This window comes from Frigoribacterium sp. Leaf8, from assembly GCF_001421165.1.
Classification (GTDB): domain Bacteria; phylum Actinomycetota; class Actinomycetes; order Actinomycetales; family Microbacteriaceae; genus Frigoribacterium.
Map to the genome: position 1 here is coordinate 131804 of NZ_LMKB01000005.1, position 19374 is coordinate 151177.

At 71.9% G+C, this 19374-nt stretch carries 17 protein-coding genes; 13 read left to right on the plus strand and 4 right to left on the minus strand.

Annotated elements, in window-relative coordinates; genetic code table 11:
* The first annotated feature begins 41 nt into the window (after positions 1 to 41).
* Positions 42 to 1373 (plus strand): NAD(P)/FAD-dependent oxidoreductase, encoded by a 1332-nt coding sequence (locus ASL10_RS05405; protein WP_056045118.1) that lies wholly within the window; start codon positions 42 to 44, stop codon positions 1371 to 1373.
* 90 nt (positions 1374 to 1463) lie between these two features.
* Here ASL10_RS05405 and ASL10_RS05410 read toward each other — a convergent pair whose 3' ends face one another.
* Positions 1464 to 2036, minus strand: coding sequence for a TetR family transcriptional regulator (locus ASL10_RS05410; RefSeq protein WP_056045121.1), 573 nt, complete (start codon positions 2034 to 2036; stop codon positions 1464 to 1466).
* Positions 2037 to 2116: 80 nt separating this feature from the next.
* Here ASL10_RS05410 and ASL10_RS05415 point away from each other — a divergent pair, with 80 nt between their 5' ends.
* Positions 2117 to 3574 carry an MFS transporter gene (locus ASL10_RS05415; protein WP_200922574.1) on the plus strand — a complete coding sequence of 486 codons (1458 nt, stop codon included), beginning with the start codon at positions 2117 to 2119 and terminating at the stop codon, positions 3572 to 3574.
* Here the strand turns inward: ASL10_RS05415 and ASL10_RS05420 are convergent, their stop codons facing one another.
* Positions 3575 to 4786: an MFS transporter gene (locus ASL10_RS05420; protein WP_235452450.1), complete on the minus strand. Its 1212-nt coding sequence runs from the start codon at positions 4784 to 4786 to the stop codon at positions 3575 to 3577.
* Positions 4787 to 4868: 82 nt separating this feature from the next.
* On the opposite strand from ASL10_RS05420, the gene ASL10_RS05425 reads away from it, so the two are divergent.
* The 11 genes from ASL10_RS05425 to ASL10_RS05475 all read left to right on the plus strand — a co-directional run bounded on the left by ASL10_RS05425 (position 4869) and on the right by ASL10_RS05475 (position 17285).
* Positions 4869 to 6257, plus strand: a complete 1389-nt coding sequence (locus ASL10_RS05425; protein WP_056045128.1) for an LLM class flavin-dependent oxidoreductase — start codon at positions 4869 to 4871, stop codon at positions 6255 to 6257.
* 242 nt (positions 6258 to 6499) lie between these two features.
* On the plus strand, positions 6500 to 7150 hold the full coding sequence (locus ASL10_RS05430) for an ABC transporter permease (protein WP_233568317.1): 651 nt from the start codon (positions 6500 to 6502) through the stop codon (positions 7148 to 7150).
* Complete coding sequence (locus tag ASL10_RS05435; RefSeq protein ID WP_056045134.1) at positions 7137 to 8399, plus strand: ABC transporter ATP-binding protein; 1263 nt, start codon at positions 7137 to 7139, stop codon at positions 8397 to 8399. The genes ASL10_RS05430 and ASL10_RS05435 overlap by 14 nt, the downstream gene beginning before the upstream one ends.
* 74 nt (positions 8400 to 8473) lie before the next feature.
* Positions 8474 to 9184, plus strand: a complete 711-nt coding sequence (locus ASL10_RS05440) for an ABC transporter permease (protein ID WP_056047408.1) — start codon at positions 8474 to 8476, stop codon at positions 9182 to 9184.
* Positions 9181 to 10194 (plus strand): glycine betaine ABC transporter substrate-binding protein, encoded by a 1014-nt coding sequence (locus tag ASL10_RS05445; RefSeq protein ID WP_056045137.1) that lies wholly within the window; start codon positions 9181 to 9183, stop codon positions 10192 to 10194. Before ASL10_RS05440 ends, ASL10_RS05445 begins: the two co-directional genes overlap by 4 nt.
* A 695-nt stretch (positions 10195 to 10889) precedes the next feature.
* Complete coding sequence (locus tag ASL10_RS05450) at positions 10890 to 12461, plus strand: sugar transferase (RefSeq protein ID WP_056045139.1); 1572 nt, start codon at positions 10890 to 10892, stop codon at positions 12459 to 12461.
* Positions 12462 to 12538: 77 nt separating this feature from the next.
* Entirely contained in the window at positions 12539 to 13801 is a 1263-nt protein-coding gene (locus tag ASL10_RS05455; RefSeq protein WP_056045142.1) for a glycosyltransferase family 4 protein, read from the plus strand.
* The gene (locus ASL10_RS05460; RefSeq protein ID WP_235452453.1) at positions 13798 to 14595 is read left to right on the plus strand and encodes a CDP-alcohol phosphatidyltransferase family protein; all 798 of its coding nucleotides are present in this window, start codon (positions 13798 to 13800) and stop codon (positions 14593 to 14595) included. Before ASL10_RS05455 ends, ASL10_RS05460 begins: the two co-directional genes overlap by 4 nt.
* Entirely contained in the window at positions 14592 to 16040 is a 1449-nt protein-coding gene (locus ASL10_RS05465) for a hypothetical protein (RefSeq protein WP_056045145.1), read from the plus strand. The genes ASL10_RS05460 and ASL10_RS05465 overlap by 4 nt, the downstream gene beginning before the upstream one ends.
* A gap of 146 nt (positions 16041 to 16186) precedes the next feature.
* Complete coding sequence (locus ASL10_RS05470) at positions 16187 to 16627, plus strand: adenylyltransferase/cytidyltransferase family protein (protein WP_056047412.1); 441 nt, start codon at positions 16187 to 16189, stop codon at positions 16625 to 16627.
* A 91-nt stretch (positions 16628 to 16718) separates the two neighbouring features.
* Positions 16719 to 17285, plus strand: a complete 567-nt coding sequence (locus tag ASL10_RS05475) for a hypothetical protein (protein ID WP_056045150.1) — start codon at positions 16719 to 16721, stop codon at positions 17283 to 17285.
* Here the strand turns inward: ASL10_RS05475 and ASL10_RS05480 are convergent.
* Positions 17234 to 17488, minus strand: a complete 255-nt coding sequence (locus ASL10_RS05480) for a hypothetical protein (protein WP_056045153.1) — start codon at positions 17486 to 17488, stop codon at positions 17234 to 17236. The two genes, ASL10_RS05475 and ASL10_RS05480, sit on opposite strands and share 52 nt — an antisense overlap.
* Before the next feature lie 18 nt (positions 17489 to 17506).
* Positions 17507 to 19363, minus strand: a complete 1857-nt coding sequence (locus tag ASL10_RS05485) for a DEAD/DEAH box helicase (protein WP_056045156.1) — start codon at positions 19361 to 19363, stop codon at positions 17507 to 17509.
* Positions 19364 to 19374: the final 11 nt, after the last annotated feature.

A 19374-nucleotide genomic window follows, 5' to 3' on the forward strand; every position in this document is an offset into this window, starting at 1 on the left:
GCGGCCCCGGGGGTACGGTCGTCTGAGGGAGGAACACATACATGACCAAGCGAATCGTAATTCTCGGCGGCGGTTCCGCCGGGCTCACCACTGCACTCGAACTGCAGAAGCGACACCCACCCCAGGCGGCGAGCATCACCCTCGTCGACCAGGCCCCGTACTTCACCTACCAGCCGTTCTTGCCCGAGGTCGCCGGTGGCCACATCGCCGCGCGCGACGTCACCGTGCCGCTGCGCAAGACGCTCAAGCGCACGAAGGTCGTCGAGGCGTCGGTCACCGGGCTCGACAGCGAGGCCAAGAAGGTCACCGTCACGAGTGCGGACGGCGAGTCCAGCGACATCGCCTACGACCAGTTGGTCGTCGCCCTCGGCGCGGTCACCCGGACCTTCCCGACCCCGGGCCTGGCCGAGAACGGCGTGGGCTTCAAGAGCGTCGAAGAGGCTCAGTACGTCCGCGACCGCATCCTCGGCAACATCGCCGAGGCGGCGAGCGTCAAGGACCCGGCCGTCCGCCGCAAGCTCCTCACCGTCGTCTTCGTCGGTGGCGGCTACACCGGCGTCGAGGCCCTCGCCGAACTGTCCGACGCCGCGAACTCCGCCGTCGACACGTTCCCGAACCTGTCGCGCGACGAACTGCGCTTCGTGCTCGTCGAGGCCCTGGACCGCGTCGCCCCCGAGGTCGGTCCCGAGCTCTCGAAGTGGACCCTGGGCCAGTTGCGCGGTCGAGGCATCGACATCCGCCTCAAGACGACGATGCCCTCGTGCGTCGACGGCGACGTCGTGCTGAGCGACGGCGAGACCATCCCCGCCGGCACGATCGTCTGGACGGCCGGCGTCAAGCCGAACCCGGTGCTCGGCGACATGGGCCTCCCCCTCGGCCCGAAGGGACACGTGAACGTCAGCGCGACCCTGCAGGTCCAGACCGAGGACGGCCACAAGCTCGACGGCGTCTGGGCCCTCGGCGACGGCGCGCAGGTCCCCGACCTGCTGGCCGAGAAGCAGCCGGCGTACTACCCGCCGAACGCACAGAACGCCGTGCGCCAGGCGGTCACCGTGGCCGACAACGTCATCGCGACCCTGTCGGGAGAGCCCGTCAAGGAGTACCGACACGAGTCGCTCGGCACCGTGGCGAGCTACGGCATCGGCAAGGGCGCGGCCAGCATGTTCGGCCTCCAGCTGAAGAACGTGCCGGCCTGGATGGCCCACCGTGGCTACCACCTGTACGCGATGCCGACGCTGAACCGGAAGTTCCGCATCCTGTCGGGCTGGGTGACGAACTTCGTCGGCGGCCGCGACACGACCCCGCTGGTGGGTCTCGGCGACCCGCGCGCGGGATTCCTCAAGGTGACGCCGAAGGTCGACGCGAAGAAGTAGTCGCGACCGACCTCGAGAAGGAGGCGCGTCCCGGGTGACCGGGGCGCGCCTCCTTCGTCGTCGGTGCGGTGGAGCGGCCCGGGGCCCGGCTCAGGCCGTGGTGAGGCGCCGCACGGCCTCGTGCACGATCTCGCGTTGCAGGGCGGGGTCGAGCACCACGCCCGGATGCGCCTCGCCGAGACCGGGCAGGTTCTGCCAGGCGCAGGCGAGCGACATGACGAGGGCGAAGATGTCGTCGCTGCTCCAGGACACCGTCACGGCGGGGTCGCGGCGAAGGCGGTCGAGCTGCGACAGGGCGGCGTCCTGGACCGAGCGCAGGGTGGGGACCGAGGCCTCCCAGTCGTGCTCGCCCTCGAGCCGGGCCCAGGCGAGCAGCCGGTTGTGGTCGGGGTGGGCCTGCATGTGGTCGAAGACGGCGAGGGCGAACTCCTCGACGCTCCCGGCAGGGCGGGACGCGGCCTCGCCCATGGTCTCGAAGGTGCCGTTCAGGACGGTCGTGAAGAGCGACCGTTTGTCACCGAAGTTCGCGTAGAGACGCTCCTTGCTGCAGCCGGCCTCGGCCGCGATGCGGTCGACGCGCGCCCCGGCCAACCCGTGTCGCGAGAACTCCGCGGTCGCGGCCTCGAGGATGGCTCGACGGGTCTCGGCGGCATCGGTTCGCATCGGATCACCGTAGCCGACTTACGAACCAACCAACTAGTAGGTAGGGTAGTTCGTCGTCCCCCAGAGAAACAGGTACCGCAGTGACCACCGTCGCCCCCGCCCCCACCGAGACGCGTTCGTCGCGCCGTTGGTGGGTGCTCGTCATCGTCGCCCTCGCGCAACTCGTCGTCGTCCTCGACGGCACCATCGTCAACATCGCCCTGCCCGACGCCCAGGCCGACCTCGGCCTCAGCGACGAGAACCGCCAGTGGGTCGTGACGGCCTACGCGCTCGCCTTCGGCGCGCTGCTGCTGCTCGGCGGTCGGATCGCCGACTTCTGGGGCCGCAAGCGCACCTTCATCGTCGGGATGGTCGGCTTCGGTGCCGCCTCCGCGTTCGGCGGGCTCGTGCAGACCGGTGGTGAGCTGATCCTCGCCCGTGGCCTGCAGGGCGTGTTCGCGGCCCTGCTCGCCCCCGCGGCCCTGGCCGTGCTCACCACCACCTTCGCGTCGGGTCGCGACCGGAACACCGCCTTCGCCGTCTTCGGCGCCATCTCGGGCGCCGGCGCGGCCGTCGGGCTCGTGCTCGGCGGCGTGCTGACCGAGTTCGTCAGCTGGCGCTGGTGCCTGCTCGTCAACGTGCCGATCGTGCTCGTCGCCATCGTCGCCGCCGCCTTCGTCGTGAGCGAGAGCCGGGCCGAGGGGCGGAACCGCCTCGACGTCGTCGGCACGATCGTCGTCGCGGCCGGCCTCGCCAGCCTCGTCTACGGCTTCACCCGGGCCGAGGACGGCTGGGGCTCGGCCGTCGTCATCGGCTTCATCGCCCTGGGGGCCGGTCTGCTCGCCCTGTTCGTCGTCGTCGAGCGACGGAGCGACCACCCGCTGCTGCCGATGCGCGTGCTCGCCGACCGCGTCCGTGGCGGAGCCTTCCTGGTGCAGTTGATCGTCGGGAGCGTCATGATCGGCGCCCTGCTCTACCTGACCTTCCACCTGCAGATCGTTCTGGGCTTCGGCCCGCTCGAGGCGGGGCTCGCCAGCCTGCCGATGACGCTGGTCATCATGGTCTGCGCTCCCCTGCTGACGAAGGCGCTGCCGATCGTCGGCCCTCGCCCGATGATGATCGTCGGGCCGCTCGTCGCGGGGGCAGGGCTGCTCTGGCTCGCCACGCAGATCACGGCCGACGGCTCGTACGCCGTCCAGGTGCTGCCGGCCCTGTTCGTCATGGGCGTCGGCCTCGCCGGCGTCTTCGTGCCCATGCAGAACCTGGCGCTCAGCCGGGTCGCCCCGCACGACGCCGGTGCCGCCAGCGCGACCTCGAACGCCATGATGCAGATCGGCGGATCGATCGGTCTCGCCGTCTTCACGAACCTCTACGCGGGGGCCGTCGCGTCCTCGACGTCGACGGTGGGCGGGCCGCTCGGTCCGCTGGTCGACGGCTACTCGGTGGCCTTCCTCGCCGCCGCGGTCGCCATGCTGCTCGCCGCGCCGATCTCGTTCTTCCTCATCCGCGGCCGCAAGGAGGACCTGCTGCCCACCGAGGCGCCCGTGCACCTGGGCTGATCAGGCCGGGGTCGGCGTGCCGGTGGCGGTCCGGGGCAGGCGGATCGCCGCCCCGGCCGCCACGGCCAGCAGGACGGCCGCGACGCCGAACGCCGCGGGGTACGAGACCGTGTCGACGAGCAGGCCCGCGACGAGCGGCCCGGCGATCGCCCCCACGTCCGAGCACATCGAGAAGATCGCGACGGGACGACCACCGCGGGCCCCCGCGGCGTCGCCGACGAGTGCCGCGGGCGCGGTGCCCATGAACGCCGTCGCCACGCCGTAGACGCAGAGCAGGGCGCCGAGCGTCCAGACGTCCGGGGCGAGGGACACCGCGAACAGGGTCACGGCCGCCACCGCGAACGAGCCGATCACGGCCGGTCGACGGCCGACCGTGTCGACGAAGCGCGCAGCCGGTGCCAGCGCGATGGTCTGGGCCACCGCCGACGCGGCGAAGAGCAACCCCGTCCAGGCCGTCGGTCCGCGCAGGACCTCGACCACGAGGACGGGGACGAGGGCGCTGCGCACCCCCAGCGACGACCAACCCTGTGCGAAGTTGGCCACGCACGCGGTCCGGAACTGCACGTCGCGCAGCACGACCCCGAGGGGCACCGGAGGCGCGGTGACGGTCGTCGAGGAGTGCTGCGGTGCCCGGCGCAGGAGCACGACGCCGACCAGGCCGGCCACGGCGAGCGTGCCCGCGTAGAAGAAGAACGGCGCCGTCAACGAGATGGTCGCGAGCAGTCCGCCGAGGGCAGGACCCGCCATGCCGCCGACGAGGAACCCGCCCTGGTAGAAGCCGACGGCCCGGGCCCGGAGCGACGGGTCGGTCGCGCCGAGCAGCAACGTCATCGCCGCGATGCTGAACATGGCCGAGCCGATGCCGCCCGCCCCCCGGAGCAGGAGGAGCTGCGGGTAGGTCTGGGCGAGCCCGGCGAGTCCGCTCGACAGCGCCACGATGCCGATGCCCACCGAGAGCACGACCCGCTCGCCCATCAGGTCGATGAGTCGACCCACGAACGGGCTCGCCACGAGGCGCATGAGGGCGAAGGCCGAGAGGACGGCACCCACCAGGGCGTGGTCGACGCCGAAGCTGCGGGCGTAGACCGGCAGGACCGGGACGACCACCCCGAAGCCGACCATGACGAAGAAGGCGATCACGCCGAGGACGTAGACGTCGCGGGTGAGACGGGGGCGGTCGACGTCGGTGACGTGGCGGCGGAACGGGAGCACCGACACAGGCTACGGGGCGCGGAGTGTGACCTCGTGTGTCGGCGAGGACGACAGCACGGGCCCGGGTCGTGATGATGGCCTCATGACTCGACGAATCCGGTTCAACGCCTTCGACATGAACTGCGTGGGGCACCAGTCCCCCGGTCTCTGGCGGCACCCCGACGACCGCTCGGCCGACTACACGAAGCTGAGCTACTGGACCTCTCTCGCGCGCCTCCTCGAGAAGGGCGTCTTCGACGGGCTCTTCATCGCCGACGTGCTCGGCACGTACGACGTCTACGGCGGCAACCACGACGCGGCGTTGCGCAACGGCACCCAGACCCCGGTCGGCGACCCGGTGCTGCTCGTCTCGGCCATGGCCGCCGCGACCGAGCACCTGGGCTTCGGCATCACCGCCGGCACGGCCTACGAGCACCCCTACCCGTTCGCCCGGCGCATGTCGACGCTCGACCACCTGACGGAGGGGCGGATCGGCTGGAACGTCGTCACCGGCTACCTGCCGAGCGCCGCCCGCAACATGGGTGCCGACGACCAGCTCGACCACGACACCCGGTACGACCAGGCCGACGAGTACCTCGAGGTCCTGTACAAGCTGTGGGAGGGGTCGTGGGAGGACGACGCGGTCGTCCGCGACCGTGAGTCCGGCGTCTTCACCGACCCGGCCAAGGTGCACGAGATCGGGCACGACGGCACCTACTACAAGGTGCCCGGCATCCACATCGCCGAGCCCAGCCCTCAGCGCACCCCCGTGATCTACCAGGCGGGTGCCTCGCCGCGGGGCATCCGCTTCGCCGCCGGCAACGCCGAGTCGATCTTCGTGGCGGCCCCGACCAAGGAACGCCTGGCCGCGACGGTCGGCAAGATCCGGGACGCGCTCGAGGCCGCGGGCCGCGACCGCTACTCGGCGCGCATCTACACGTTGCTGACCATCATCACCGACGCCACCCCCGAGGCCGCCCGGGCCAAGCACGACGAGTACCGGCGATACGCCTCGCACGAGGGGGCCCTGACGCTCATGTCGGGGTGGATGGGCGTCGACCTCTCGACCTACTCGCTCGACGACCCCGTGGGTGACGTCGAGAGCAACGCCATCCAGTCGGCCCTCGCGAACTTCCAGGCGCAGGCGGGTGACACGGGCGCGGAGTGGACGATCCGCGACATCGCCGAGGCGGCCGGGATCGGCGGTCTCGGGCCCCGCATCGTCGGGTCCGGCGAGGAGATCGCGGACCAGCTCCAGGAGTGGGTCGACGAGACCGACGTCGACGGGTTCAACCTCGCCTACGCCATCACTCCGGGCACGTTCGAGGACGTCGTCGAGCACGTGATCCCCGTGCTCCAGGCCCGGGGCGTCTATCCCACCGAGTACGAACCGGGCACGCTGCGGCAGAAGCTGTTCGGGCGCGGAGACCGGTTGCCGGACGAGCACCACGGGGCGCGGTACAAGGTCTCGACCGGAGCCCGCGTCGGCTGACGGAGGCCCTGCGGGGCGAGGATCTGAGGATCGTTACAACGGCGTGTCGACGAAAGCCGACACGCCGTTCCCATCGGGGAGTTCGTTCGTCGGATTTGATAACGGCAGGCGACTCTAAGGCTCCCGGACGGGTGGTCGGCGACATGACGCGGCGTGGGGGCCGTGGTTAGTGTGGACGCCGGTCGCCTCTCGGGGAAGCGACGATTCGGACTGATGGTCGTTGCTCAGAGGAGATGGTCTGCTTGGCGTGGGATTTCGTGGTGGACCGGTGGAGCCAGATCTGGTTCGCCTCATGGCAGCACTTCTCGCTCGTGGTGCAGTGCCTCGTCCTGGCGGTCGTCGTCTCGGTCGGCCTCGCCGCCCTGGTGCACCGCAACCCGACGCTCTACGCGCTGGCCAACGGGGTGTCGGCCGTGGGGCTGACCCTTCCGTCGTTCGCGCTGGTCGGCCTGCTCATCCCCTTCGCGGGGTTCGGCGTGGCGCCGTCGGTCATCGTCGTCACGTTCTTCGCCGCACTGCCGATCCTGCGGAACGCCGTCGTCGGCCTGCACGAGGTCGACGGTTCGCTCGTCGAGTCGGCTCGCGGCATCGGCATGGGGCGCTTCCGGACCCTGGCGACCGTCCAGATGCCCCTCGCCTGGCCGATCATCCTCACCGGCGTGCGCGTCAGCGCGCAGATGGTGATGGGCATCGCCGCGGTCGCGGCGTACGCGCTCGGCCCGGGCCTCGGCGGCTTCATCTTCTCGGGCCTGTCCCGACTGGGCGGCGCGAACGCGCTCGCCTCCGTGGTCACGGGCGTGGTGGGCGTGGTCCTCCTCGCCCTCGTCCTCGACCTCCTCCTCGTCGGCCTCGGCCGCCTGACCATCTCGAGAGGCATCCGTGTCCAGAACTGACCCCACCCGCGCCTCCTCGTCCCCCTCGGACGAGGTCTCGGGCCGCAGCATCACCCTCGACCAGGTCACCAAGCGGTACCCCGGCCAGGCCGAGCCGGCCGTCGACGGCATCACGCTCGAGATCCCGGCCGGCAAGATCGTCATGCTCGTCGGACCGTCGGGGTGCGGCAAGACCACGACCCTCAAGATGATCAACCGGCTGATCGAGCCCACCGAGGGGCGGATCGTCCTGGACGGCGACGACGTCACCTCGATCGACGGCGACGAGTTGCGCCGCCGCATCGGCTACGTGATCCAGGCCGGCGGGTTGTTCCCGCACATGACCGTCGGGGCGAACATCGCCATCGTCCCGAAGATGCTCGGTTGGTCGAAGGAGCGCATCGCCGCCCGCGTCGACGAGCTGCTCGAACTCGTGTCGCTCGATCCGGCCACGTACCGCGACCGTTACCCGCGTGAGCTCTCGGGTGGTCAGCAGCAGCGCGTCGGCGTCGCGCGGGCACTGGCGGCGGACCCGCCCGTGTTGCTGATGGACGAGCCCTTCGGTGCCGTCGACCCCATCACCCGCCAGCGCCTGCAGGACGAGCTGATCAACATCCAGCACGAGCTGCAGAAGACCATCGTCATCGTCACCCACGACTTCGACGAGGCCGTGAAGCTCGGCGACTGGATCGTCATCTTCTCCGAGGGCGCGCACATCGTGCAGTACGACACCCCGGAGCGCATCCTCGCCGAGCCGGCGAACGAGTTCGTCGAGAACTTCATCGGGTCGGGGGCCGGCCTCAAGCAGCTGACGCTGACGCGCGTCCGTGACGTCGACCTCGCCGAGGCCGTCGTCGCCCGAGCGGGCGACTCGGCCGCCGACGTCCTCGCCCGGGTCGAGGCGGCCGGCCACGGCCACGCGGTCGTCGTCGACGACCGGGAACGCCCCGTCTCGTGGCCCTCGCGCCGCCAGCTCGGCCGTCTCGACGTGCTGGGCTCGTCACCCGACGCCGACCTGCCGGTCATCGGCAGCGGCGCCACCCTCAACGACGCCCTGGACACGATGCTCGTCTCGAGTGCGGGTGCGGCCCTGGTCACCGGTCGACGCGACGCCTTCATCGGCGTCATCACGGTCGAGGTCGTCATGGAGGCCATCACCCGGGCGCGCGCGTCGGCCGCCGAGGCCCACCACGACGCTCCGGTGGGCACCAACACGGGCTCCTTCGACGTCGTGCCGGGAGCCCCCGTCGACGAGAAGGACGCGGCGTGACCGCCTCGGTCGCCCCGGCCTCGGTCGACGGACGCTCGTCCGGCCGGCGGGGGCCCCGCCCGGCGTGGCTCGGACTGCTCGTGCAACCCGTGGCCGTGTTCGCCGTGTTCGCGGCATTCGTCGTGTGGTTGACCACGGCCGACCTGACGACGGCCGAACGGACCACCCTCAACCCCTCCGACCTGCTGGCCTACACGGGCGAGCACCTGGCGTTGACCTTCGTCTCCGCGGCGATCGTCCTCGTCCTCGCCATCCCCCTCGGCGTGCTGCTCACCCGGCGGCCGTTCGTGCGCATCAGCGGTCCCGTCCTGGTCCTCGCGAACTTCGGCCAGGCCGCGCCGGCCATCGGACTCATCGTGCTGCTCGCGTTCTGGCTCGGCTTCACGTTCTGGGCGGCCGTCGTCGCCCTCGTGCTCTACGCGGCACTTCCGGTGCTGCGCAACACCATGATCGGACTCCAGAGCGTCGACGCGCGCCTCGTCGAGGCCGGTCGGGGCATGGGGATGAGTGCGTCGTCCGTCCTGCTGAAGGTCGAGCTGCCGCTGGCCGTCCCCGTGATGCTCTCCGGCATCCGCACGGCCCTCGTGCTGCTCGTGGGGTCGGCGGCCCTCGCCACGTTCATCGGTGCCGGCGGCCTGGGGCTGCTGATCACCACCGGGGTCAACCTGTTCCTGCCGCGGGTCCTCGTCTCCGGGGCCCTGCTCATCGCCCTGCTCGCCCTCTTGATCGACTGGCTGGGCCGTGTGGTCGAGTACGTCGCCCGTCCGAAGGGACTCCGCGCATGACCGTCTCCCGCCTCCCCCGACGACTGCGTCGCGCCTCCTCGTCCCTCGCCGTGATCGGCGCCGCGACGCTCGCCCTGACCGGGTGCGGCCTGCAACCGGCGACGGCGTTCGTGCCCGCTGTGGCGCCCGGCTCGATCCGAGCCGTCGAGGGGTTGCCCGACGACGCGGCGATCACCGTGACGGCGAAGAACTTCACCGAGCAGTTGATCCTCGGGAAGATCGCCGTGCTCGCCGCGCAGGCCGCGGGCTTCGAGGTGACCGACATGACGAACGTGCCCGGGTCGGTGGCGGTGCGACAGCTGATGCTCGACGGGACGGCCGACATGACCTACGAGTACACCGGCACCGCCTGGCTGACCTACCTCGCCGAGGCGGAGGGCATCCCCGACCAGCAGGAGCAGTACGAGGCCGTCCGCGACGCGGACGCCGACAACGGCCTGACCTGGCTCGAGCCGGCGCCCCTCAACAACACCTACGCCATGGCGGTCCGGGCCGAGGCCGTTCCCGAGCTCGGCGACATCACGTCGCTCTCCCAGATCGCCGACCTGCCCGTCGAGCAGCGCACCTTCTGCGTCGAGGCCGAGTTCAACTCGAGGGCCGACGGGTTCGCGCCCATGCTCGCGGCGTACGGGCTCGAACTCGGCGCCGCCGACGGCGTGCCGACGAGCAACGTGAGCATCCTGGACACGGGCACGGTCTACACCGCGACCGACCGGGGCAGCTGCAACTTCGGCGAGGTCTTCACCACGGACGGCCGGATCGACTCGCTCGACCTCGACGTGCTGGAGGACGACCAGGGCTTCTTCCCCGCCTACAACGCGGCACCCGTCCTCTCGACGGCCACCCTCCAGGAGTACCCGCAGCTGGCCGAGGTGTACGACGAGATCTCGCCGGCCCTCACGGACACCGAGATGCGACGACTCAACCTGGCGGTCGACGTCGAGGGTGAAGAGCCCGCCGACGTGGCCTTCGACTGGATGGTCGAGCAGGGATTCGTCACCCGTCCGTGACACGCGGACGAGGGTGATTGTGACGGGTGATGCGCCCCCCGGCCGAAGGGCCGGGGGGCGCTGTCCGTCTGTACCCCACCTGCGCCCCACACACCGGGGGTGACGGGAGATGAACGACACCTGTCGGGGTGGTGAACGGCGCGGACGGCGGCGTGTCGACCGTCGGTCCGGACGTGGTGTCACCGGCCTGAACAGGTCTTTTGCGTGTCACGCGCCGCGCGCCACCGCCCGCCTGGAACGGGACGCGCCGTGGCCGCGCTTTTCACGGCTTCTTGTCACCCCCGCACGGGTGACATCGCGGGGTCCGAGGGTCACCCGTTCGGGTGTCGGCAACAGGGGGGACACGATCGCCCCCGAACGGGGGGTCTTGTTAGACTCCTGTGGCGGGTGCCCCCCGAACTAGAGTCACAGCATCCTCCTGGTCGACCCGAAATCGCCAGGAACCGAGAAACCCGACCCTCTCCACCGGGAGCATCTGCTCCCGTCACCGCACCGACCCGAATCGTGCGTCGAGCAGACCCGCTGCCCGGCGCGCCCGTCGCCGCCCGGCCGACGTCGCGCACCATCGTGACGTCCGTGCTCCGGCGCGACGCCTGGGCGGTCGATCGAACCCGAACCTCGATCGACCGCCCGCCACCGCCCCCGTCGTCACCACCGACGTGGGCGTGCCGTCGCCTACCCGAACCCGAGACCCGATGTCCAGCACGCAGAGCGAACTCCGCTCACTCCTGGTCGGACCGTCGTCACCCCGACGGATCGATCCCCCGTTCGACTTGACCGAGTCGGACGGCCCCCTCGCGGCGCCCGCCGCGACGCACGACGCCGAGTCCGGCGCCGCCTGGGCTCGCCGCTACCGGCGCCGGCTCCGCCTCGTCGACACGGCCGTCCTGACCCTGAGCATCGTCGGTGCCGTCGTGGTGGACGCCGCGAGGGCCATCGCCGCCGGTCGGGGCTCGGACGCGTCCACCCTGATCGAGTCGGTGGGTTCTCCCGTGCTCCCCGTCGTCGTCGGGCTGGTCTGGACCTTCTGCCTCACGCTGCACCGCACCCGCGACCTCGCGGTCGTCGGCAGCGGCGTCGTCGAGTACAAGCGCCTCCTCACGGCGAGTGTCTGGGCCTTCGCCGTCGTGGCGATCGGGTTCGCCTCGGTCGGCCACATCGGCGGCGAGGGCTACTTCCTGGTGGCGCTGCCCGTCGGCGGTGCCGGCCTGGTCGTCGGCCGGTGGACCATGCGGCGCTGGCTCGAACGCCAGCGGGCCAAGGGCCACTACCTGTCGAGAGCCGTCATCGTGGGATCGCGCGACGACATCGCCGACGTCGTCCGTCGCATCGACAAGACGAGCGGTGCCGTGTACGACGTCGTCGGGGCGGCCGTCCCGGACGCCGACCCGAGGGGCATCGTGGTCGGAGGCCGCACCGTCCCCGTGGTGGCGGACCTCGACGGCGTCCCGCGTGCGGTCTGGCGCCTGGGCGCCGAGAGCGTGATCGTCGCCGGCGAACCGGGTCGTGGCCGGGAGTACCTGCGCGACCTCGGATGGTCGCTCGAAGGACGAGCGACGGAGCTCGTCATCGCCTCGCGACTGACGAACGTCGCCGGGCCCCGCATCCACTACCGCCCGGTCGAGGGTCTCCCCCTCATGCACGTCGAGCTGCCGCAGTTCGACGGCCCGCGACACGCCCTCAAGCGTCTGTCCGACCTCGCACTGGCGTCCGCCGCGCTCGTCGTCCTCGCGCCGGTGTTCGCCGTCGTCGCCCTCGCGGTGCGGCTCGACGGTCCCGGCCCGGTGCTGTTCCGTCAGCGCAGGGTCGGCCGTGACGGGCGCACCTTCGAGATGCTGAAGTTCCGCTCCATGGTCGTCGACGCCGAGAGCCGGCTCGCCGGCCTCGCGCAGGCCGACGAGGGAGCCGGCCTGCTCTTCAAGATGAAGTCCGACCCGCGGGTCACCCGCGTGGGTGCCGTCCTTCGTCGGTGGTCGCTCGACGAGCTGCCCCAACTGTGGAACATCGTCCGAGGCGACATGAGCGTCGTCGGGCCCCGGCCGCCCCTCCCTCGCGAGGTCGAGGGGTACGAGGACCACGTCCACCGACGCCTGTACATCAAGCCCGGCCTCACGGGCATGTGGCAGGTGAACGGACGCAGCGACCTCAGCTGGGAGGAGAGCGTCCGCCTCGACCTCTACTACGTCGAGAACTGGTCGCTGACGGTCGACTTCGTCATCATGTGGCGCACCGTCCGGGTCCTCTTCGAGCACCGGGGAGCGTATTGACCCCCACCAGCAGCATCCGAGACCACCGCGGGCCGTTCACGGGCCCGGACCACGCTCACGACGACAGGGGAGAGAGCATGTCCGTCGACATCAGGCACTACCGGGACCGCGAGTCCGCACCGGCGACGACCGCCGCACCGATCCTGCGGGAGGACGCCCGGACGGGCGTCGACCTGCCCGAACTCCCCCGCCGTCGGAGGGGATCGCGGCGCAGCCGGGTGCTGCTGGTGCACTCGTCCGACGAGATGTACGGCTCGGACCGGATCGTCCTCGAGGTGGTCGGTGAGCTCGCCGCCCGCGACGACCTCGACGTGACGGTCTGGCTGCCCTCCGACGTGTCCGTCGGGCCCCTGGGCCCGAGGCTGCGCGAGCTCGGGGCGCGCGTCGAGCGCACGCCCCTCCCGATCCTGCGCCGGACCCGGCTCGGACCGCTCGGACTCGTCCGCCTGGCCCGCGACGCGGCGCGCACGGCGCTGAGACTGTCCGGGCGCCACTTCGACCTCGTCTACTGCGCCACGAGCGCCTGCCTGATCGTCGCGCCCGTCGCCCGGGCCATGGGCGTCCGCCGCGTCGTGGGGCACCTGCAGGAGCCCTGGAGCGACGGGGACCGTCGAGGTCTCCGTCCCCTGGCCCGCGCCTGCACCTCGTTGGTCGCCGTGTCTCGGTCGGTGCTCGACTCGTCCGGCCTCTCGGAGGACTCGCGCGCCGTCGTGGTCCACAACGGCGTGTCGGACCGCTCGATCGCCGTCACCGACCGTGCCGAGGGTCGCGCGCCCCAGTACGTGGTCGCGAGTCGCTGGAACGGCCACAAGGGCCACGCGACGCTCCTGACGGCCTGGAACGCGGCAGGCTGCCCCGGGCAGCTCGTCATCCTGGGCGGCCCGCCGGCCGTCGGCTCCTCCGTCGACGTGCCCGGTCTGGTCGCGGCGATCGTCTCGCGACCCGAGACGGTCACCGTCGTGGGAGAGGTCGACGACGCGTCGCCCTACCTCCGCGACGCCGACGCGGTCATCCTGCCGACCGACACCCTCGAGGGCTTCGGACTCGTCACGCTCGAGGCGTTCAGCCAGGGGCGTCCCGTCATCGCCAGCCGCTCCGGCGGCCCGGAAGAAGTCGTCGACGAGGGGCACACGGGCTGGCTCTTCGACCGTCGCGACGTCGACGGCCTGACCGAGATCCTGGCGTCGATGGACGTCTCCACCCTGGCCGTCGCCGGGCGCCACGCCCGCGAGGCCTACCTCCAGCGGTTCACACCGGAACGCATGCGTCGCCGGATCGGCGCGGTGGTCACCCGCGAGCTGCACACGGCCGACGTCGACTCCCTGGCGGTGGCCTCGTGACCGACGCCCCCGCGACCGCCGAGGCGACCTCGGCCCGACCCGCCGTGCCCCGCGCCGTGCGTCCCGCCCTCGCCGCGCTCGCGTCGGCCCAGAAGCCGTCCACGGGTGCGCCCGCCTATTCGCGCTTCGTCAACCGCCGACTCGGTCGATGGGCCGCCGCGGTGGCCTACACCGTGGGTGCCACTCCGAACCAGGTCACGGCGCTCAGCGCCGCGTGCACCTTCGCCGGCATCGCGGTCCTCGCCTTCGCGCCGTCCGGCATCGGGACGGCCCTGGCCGTCGTCCTGCTGCTCGTCGTGGGTTACGCCCTCGACTCGGCCGACGGACAGGTCGCGCGCCTCCGGGGCGGCGGCAGCCCCGCGGGCGAGTGGCTCGACCACGTCATCGACGCGACCAAGATCGCGGTGCTGCACCTGGCGGTCTTCGCGTCGTGGCTCCATGAACCGGAGGGTCGCGAAGCCCTGCTGGCCGCGCCGCTCGTCTACCAGGTCGTGGCGACGGTGGCGTTCTTCGCCATCGTCCTGACCGACCAGCTCCGCCGGGCGGAGGCGGCCCGGACCGGCGTCGCCGCGCCCGTCGGACGTCGCACGGGACTGCTCTACTCGCTGGCGGTCGTCCCGACGGACTACGGCCTGATGTGCCTCGCGTTCGTCCTGTTGGCCTGGCCGCCGGCGTTCACCGTCGTCTACCTGGCGCTCCTCGTCGCGAACGCCGGCTACCTCGTCCTCGCCCTGCCGAAGTGGTTCCGCGAGCTGAAGTCCCTGACTCCCCCGTCGATCGGTTCGAGGTCGTGAGCCACGAGGTCGCCCCGGTCCGTCGGGCCGTCTCGGGGGGTCTCGGTCGGGCCGTCTCGCGCCATGCCGCGCTCATCGGCGTGGCGGCGCTCCTCGGGGTGGCCGCCGGCGTCGGCGCCTCGCAGCTCGCTCCGGCCGGCTGGCGCGCCGAGGCGACTCTCCTCGTCCGGGTCGAGTCCCCGGGTTCGGGCCTCGCGGCCCGCGGGCAGTTCGCCCAGCAGCGCGTGGCGTCCTACGCCGAGCTCGGCACGAGCCCGGAAGTCCTCGGACCGGTCGCGGCCGACCTCGGCCTGCCCGTCGACGAGCTCGCCGAGCGGGTCTCGGTGGTCAACCCGGACGGCACCGCGGTCCTCCGCGTGCAGACGACGGCCGGAACGCCCGACGGGGCCGCCTCGCTCGCCGACGACGTCGCCGAGAGCCTCTCGGCGGTCGTGGATCGCGCCGAATCGGACGCCGGGTCGGACGGTCAGACCGTCGCGCTCGACCTCACCTCCCCCGCGGCCGTCCCGACGACGCCCGACGAGCCGGGCCTCGCGCTGACGGTCCTCTCGGGTCTCCTCGCCGGCCTGGCGGTCGGTCTCGCCGGCGCGCTCGTCCTGGCCCGTGCCCGGCCCACGGTCGACACGGTCGACGACGTGCGCCGCATCACGGGGCTGCCGGTCGTGGGACAGCTCCCGGGGGCCCTCCGGCAGGGCGACGACCCGGTGACCGGAGCCTCGTCCGCCCGGACCCGCACGGCCCTGCGCGAGGTCGTGCAGAACACGAGGGCCCTCCGGGGTGGCTCGCTGCCCGCCACGCTCCTGCTGGCCCGGACGGACTCGGTCCGCGAGGCGGTCGGCGTCGACGGCGGCCTCGCGCGCGCCGTCGTCGAGCTCGGCGCCACGTGCGCCCTGGTCCAGTCCGACTTCGACACCCGCACGCTGTCCCGTCCCTCGACGGTGCCCGTGGGCGCCGTGCCCGAGGAGGTCGAGGCCGATCGGCACGGCTACGACCGCGTGCCGGTGTCCGATGGGGTCGTCGCGTCGTCCCGTCACCTGGTCCGTTCGGGAACCCACGCCTTCTTCGCCGCCCTGCGCGAGGACTACGACGTCTCCGTCGTCCAGGCCTCCAGCGACTCGCACCCGCTCGCGCTGCGCAGCGTGACCGACGAGGTGGACGGCGTGCTGCTGGTCGTCCGGTCCGGGGTCACGACGGTCGAGTCCCTCCGGAGCCTGAGCGCCGAGCTCGTCAGCCTGGACGTGCAACCCGTGGGCGTCGTGCTGACCGGGGTGCCCCCGTGGCGCCGGGTCCTGGTGCGTGCCACCTGGCTCGACGACGACGTCCGTCACCCCGTCGAGGAACCCGCGCCCTCGTTCAGCATCGCCGACCTCGTGGACCACGCGGGCGCCGCCCGCCCGCTGCAGGACCTCCCCCGCCTCCGACGCCGGCCCGGTGCCCTGTCGTGAGCACCTCCGAGCACCACCCCGACGAGAGGACCACACCCGTGGACGTCATCCCCACCCCCGCCACCGGCCTCGCCCTCGACCCCGTCGACGGCGGGAGCGGACGAGGAGGCGCGGGCCGGGTCGGCTACGCGGCCGGCGCCTTCGACCTGTTCCACATCGGCCACCTGAACCTGCTGCGGCACGCGTCCGCGCAGTGCGACCACCTCATCGCCGGCGTCGTGTCCGACGAGATGTTGCAGGTGACCAAGGGCATCTCCCCCGTCGTCCCGCTCGCCGAACGGCTCGAGATCGTCCGCCACATCGACGTCGTGGACGGCGTCCACGCCGAGACCGTGCCCGACAAGATGGACGTCTGGCGCGAGCTCCGCTTCGACGTCTTCTTCAAGGGCGACGACTGGCGGGGCACCGAGAAGGGCCTCCGGCTCGAGCGAGAGTTCGGGGCGGTCGGGGTCGAGGTCGTCTACTTCCCGTACACCATGAGCACGTCCAGCACGGTGCTCCGCAGGGCGCTCCGGGCACTGTCCGGGGCGCCGGGCCAGGGCGGCGAGACGGTCGCCGTCGGCGACTCGGTGCGACTCCAGGGCTGATCGGTCCTCCCCAGCCCCGCGTCGATCCTCGTCGATCGATGCGGCTGGGGAGAACCCTCCGGGAGCGGTGGCGGCCCGAGATGCTCGACCCATGACACTCACCTCGGTCCTCGACACCACCCTCGACCGCCCTCCCGCCGACCCGGTCGCAGCCTTCGCCACGTCCGATCCCGGACGCGTCGCCGATCCGCACGCCCCCGTCCAGGACGTCGACGACCTCGTCCGCCACGTCGAGGCCATCGTCCCGTCGGCGGTGCGTCGCCAGCTCTGGACGTTGTTCTTCGACGACGACGACGTCCCCCTCCCCCTCATGGTGCCCCTCGAGGGCATCCCCGAGGTGCCCGACACCGCCGCCCTCGACCACTACGGCGATGCCCTGGCCGCCGTCGCCACCGAGTTCGGCGCCACGACCGTGGCGTTCGTCCTCGAGAGGGTCGGCGCCGCGTCGCCCCGTCCCTCGGACCGCCGGTGGGGTGACGGCCTCCGGGCGCTCGGGCGAGGACGGCCCTTCGAGGTCAGACCGGTGCTGCTGTGCGGCGACGAGGGTGTCTCGACGCTCGGCCCGAGCGGGGGCACCAGGGTGCGCCCGGCCCCGGACGGCGTCCCTCAGGCGTCCTCGAGGCCCGTCCGCCTGGTCGACATCGTCCGCCTGCCCTGACCCCGCTCGCGGTCGACGAGTCGCCACCAGGCGGTCTCGGCGAGCTCGGGGGACGTGTAGACGCCCAGGCGGGCCGGCTCGGCGTCGGTCGGGCTCCACCGGCTCAGTCGGTAGCCGCCGCCGAAGCGCTCGACGACCGCCTCGGGTGCCCCCTCGGGGTCGGCGCGCACGGTCCACCGGTCGGGGACGTTCTCGTCGAGCATCGGTCGATCGTACCCGGGTCAGGCGCGCTGGCCGAGGCGGCCGCGCAACACGTCGATGCGCTTCTGGATCTGTTCGGTGCTGGCCTGAGCGACGGACGGGCCCCCGCTGATGCGCCTGAGGTCCGCGTGGATCAGCCCGTGCGGTTCGTTCGAGTGCCGCGACCAGATCGACACGAGCCGGCTGAGCTCTTGCCGCTGCTCTTTGATGGTCTGGTAGAGGGGTCGGGCCTCGTCGACCGGAGCGGTCGTGGGCAACCCGGTCTTCGGAGCCCGTCGCGCCTGGGTGGCCTGCCGCTGCCGCAGCAGGTCGCGGACCTGGTCGGGCTCGAGCAGACCGGGGATGCCGATGAAGTCGAGTTCTTCGAGGCTGCCGATCTCGCCTCCGGTGCCGAACTCGCCGCCGTCGTAGAGCACCCGGTCGAACGAGGCCTGCGAGTCCAGGGCCTCGAACGGTTGCTGCTCGAGGAGGCTCGACGCCTTCTCGTCGCGGTTGGCCGCGGCCATCATGTCTTCTTCGGGGGCGAACAGGCCGTCGTCGGCGTCGGTGGGCCGGTCGAGCGCGTGGTCGCGTTGCAGTTCGAGCTGGTTGGCCAGGGCCATCAGGCTGGGCACGCTCGGCAGGAAGATCGACGCGGTCTCGCCCCGTCGGCGGGCTCGGACGAACCGTCCCACGACCTGGGCGAAGAAGAGCGGCGTCGAAGCCGAGGTGGCGTACACGCCGACGGCGAGACGCGGGACGTCGACGCCCTCGGAGACCATCCGGACCGCGACCATCCAGCGGCTGTCGCCGTCGGAGAAGGCCTGGATGCGGTCGGAGGCGGCCTTCTCGTCGCTCAGGACGACGGTGGGGCGCTCACCCGTGAGCTTCTGCAACACGGCCGCGTACTGCCGAGCCGCGGTGTGGTCGGTGGCGATGACGAGACCACCCGCGTCGGGCACGCCCCGGCGCACCTCGGTGAGGCGCTTGTCGGCCGCCGAGAGCACGGCCGGGATCCAGTCGCCCTGCGGCGACAGCGCCGTACGCCAGGCCTGGGCCGTGATGTCTTTGGTCACGGCTTCGCCGAGGGACGCGCTCATCTCGTCGCCCATCCGGGTGCGCCAGCGCATCTGACCGGCGTACGCCATGAAGAGGACGGGTCGCACCACGCCGTCGGCGAGGGCACGGCCGTAGCCGTAGGAGTAGTCGGCCCTCGAGGTGCGGATGCCGTGCTCGTCCGGGGCGTACTGCACGAACGGGATCGGAGCCGTGTCGGACCGGAACGGGGTGCCCGTCAGCGAGAGACGGCGGGTGGCACCGGTGTAGGCCTCGCGGATGCCGTCGCCCCAACTGAGCGCGTCGCCGCCGTGGTGCACCTCGTCGAGGATGACGAGGGTGCGACCGGCCGTCGTGATGGCCTTGTGCACCTCGGGCTTCATGCCGACCTGGGCGTAGGTGACGGCGATGCCGTGGTAGTGCCGCCCGAAGGTGCCGTCGGCGTTCTTGAACATTGGATCGAGGCGGAGGTTGACCCGGTCGGCGGCGTCGGCCCACTGGCGCTTCAGGTGCTCGGTGGGGGCGACGACCACGACGCGGTCGACCTCGCCGCGGGACAGGAGTTCGGTGGCGAGGCGGAGGGCGAACGTCGTCTTGCCGGCGCCCGGTGTGGCCGCCGCGAGGAAGTCCCTCGGCATCGTCGAGAAGTAGAGCTCGAGGGCGTCGGCCTGCCACGCGCGCAACTTGCTGGCGGTGCCCCAGGCGGCCCGCTCGGGGAACGCGGGCGAGAGGTGTTCGGCGGCCGAGTTGCCTGCCGAGACGCCGACGTCGAGAGGGTCGGACGAGAGGCCGTCGAGGTGCTGCTCACCCCCGGCGGGGTCGGATGCGTTGGCGGTGCTCACTCGAACCGAGT

Coding starts and splice junctions, on each gene's coding strand:
- ASL10_RS05450 (WP_056045139.1), top strand. CDS start 10,890: ATGTCCAGCACGCAGAGCGAACTCCGCTCACTCCTGGTCGGACCGTCG.
- ASL10_RS05405 (WP_056045118.1), top strand. CDS start 42: ATGACCAAGCGAATCGTAATTCTCGGCGGCGGTTCCGCCGGGCTCACC.
- ASL10_RS05425 (WP_056045128.1), top strand. CDS start 4,869: ATGACTCGACGAATCCGGTTCAACGCCTTCGACATGAACTGCGTGGGG.
- ASL10_RS05445 (WP_056045137.1), top strand. CDS start 9,181: ATGACCGTCTCCCGCCTCCCCCGACGACTGCGTCGCGCCTCCTCGTCC.
- ASL10_RS05480 (WP_056045153.1), bottom strand. CDS start 17,488: ATGCTCGACGAGAACGTCCCCGACCGGTGGACCGTGCGCGCCGACCCC.
- ASL10_RS05475 (WP_056045150.1), top strand. CDS start 16,719: ATGACACTCACCTCGGTCCTCGACACCACCCTCGACCGCCCTCCCGCC.
- ASL10_RS05410 (WP_056045121.1), bottom strand. CDS start 2,036: ATGCGAACCGATGCCGCCGAGACCCGTCGAGCCATCCTCGAGGCCGCG.
- ASL10_RS05455 (WP_056045142.1), top strand. CDS start 12,539: ATGTCCGTCGACATCAGGCACTACCGGGACCGCGAGTCCGCACCGGCG.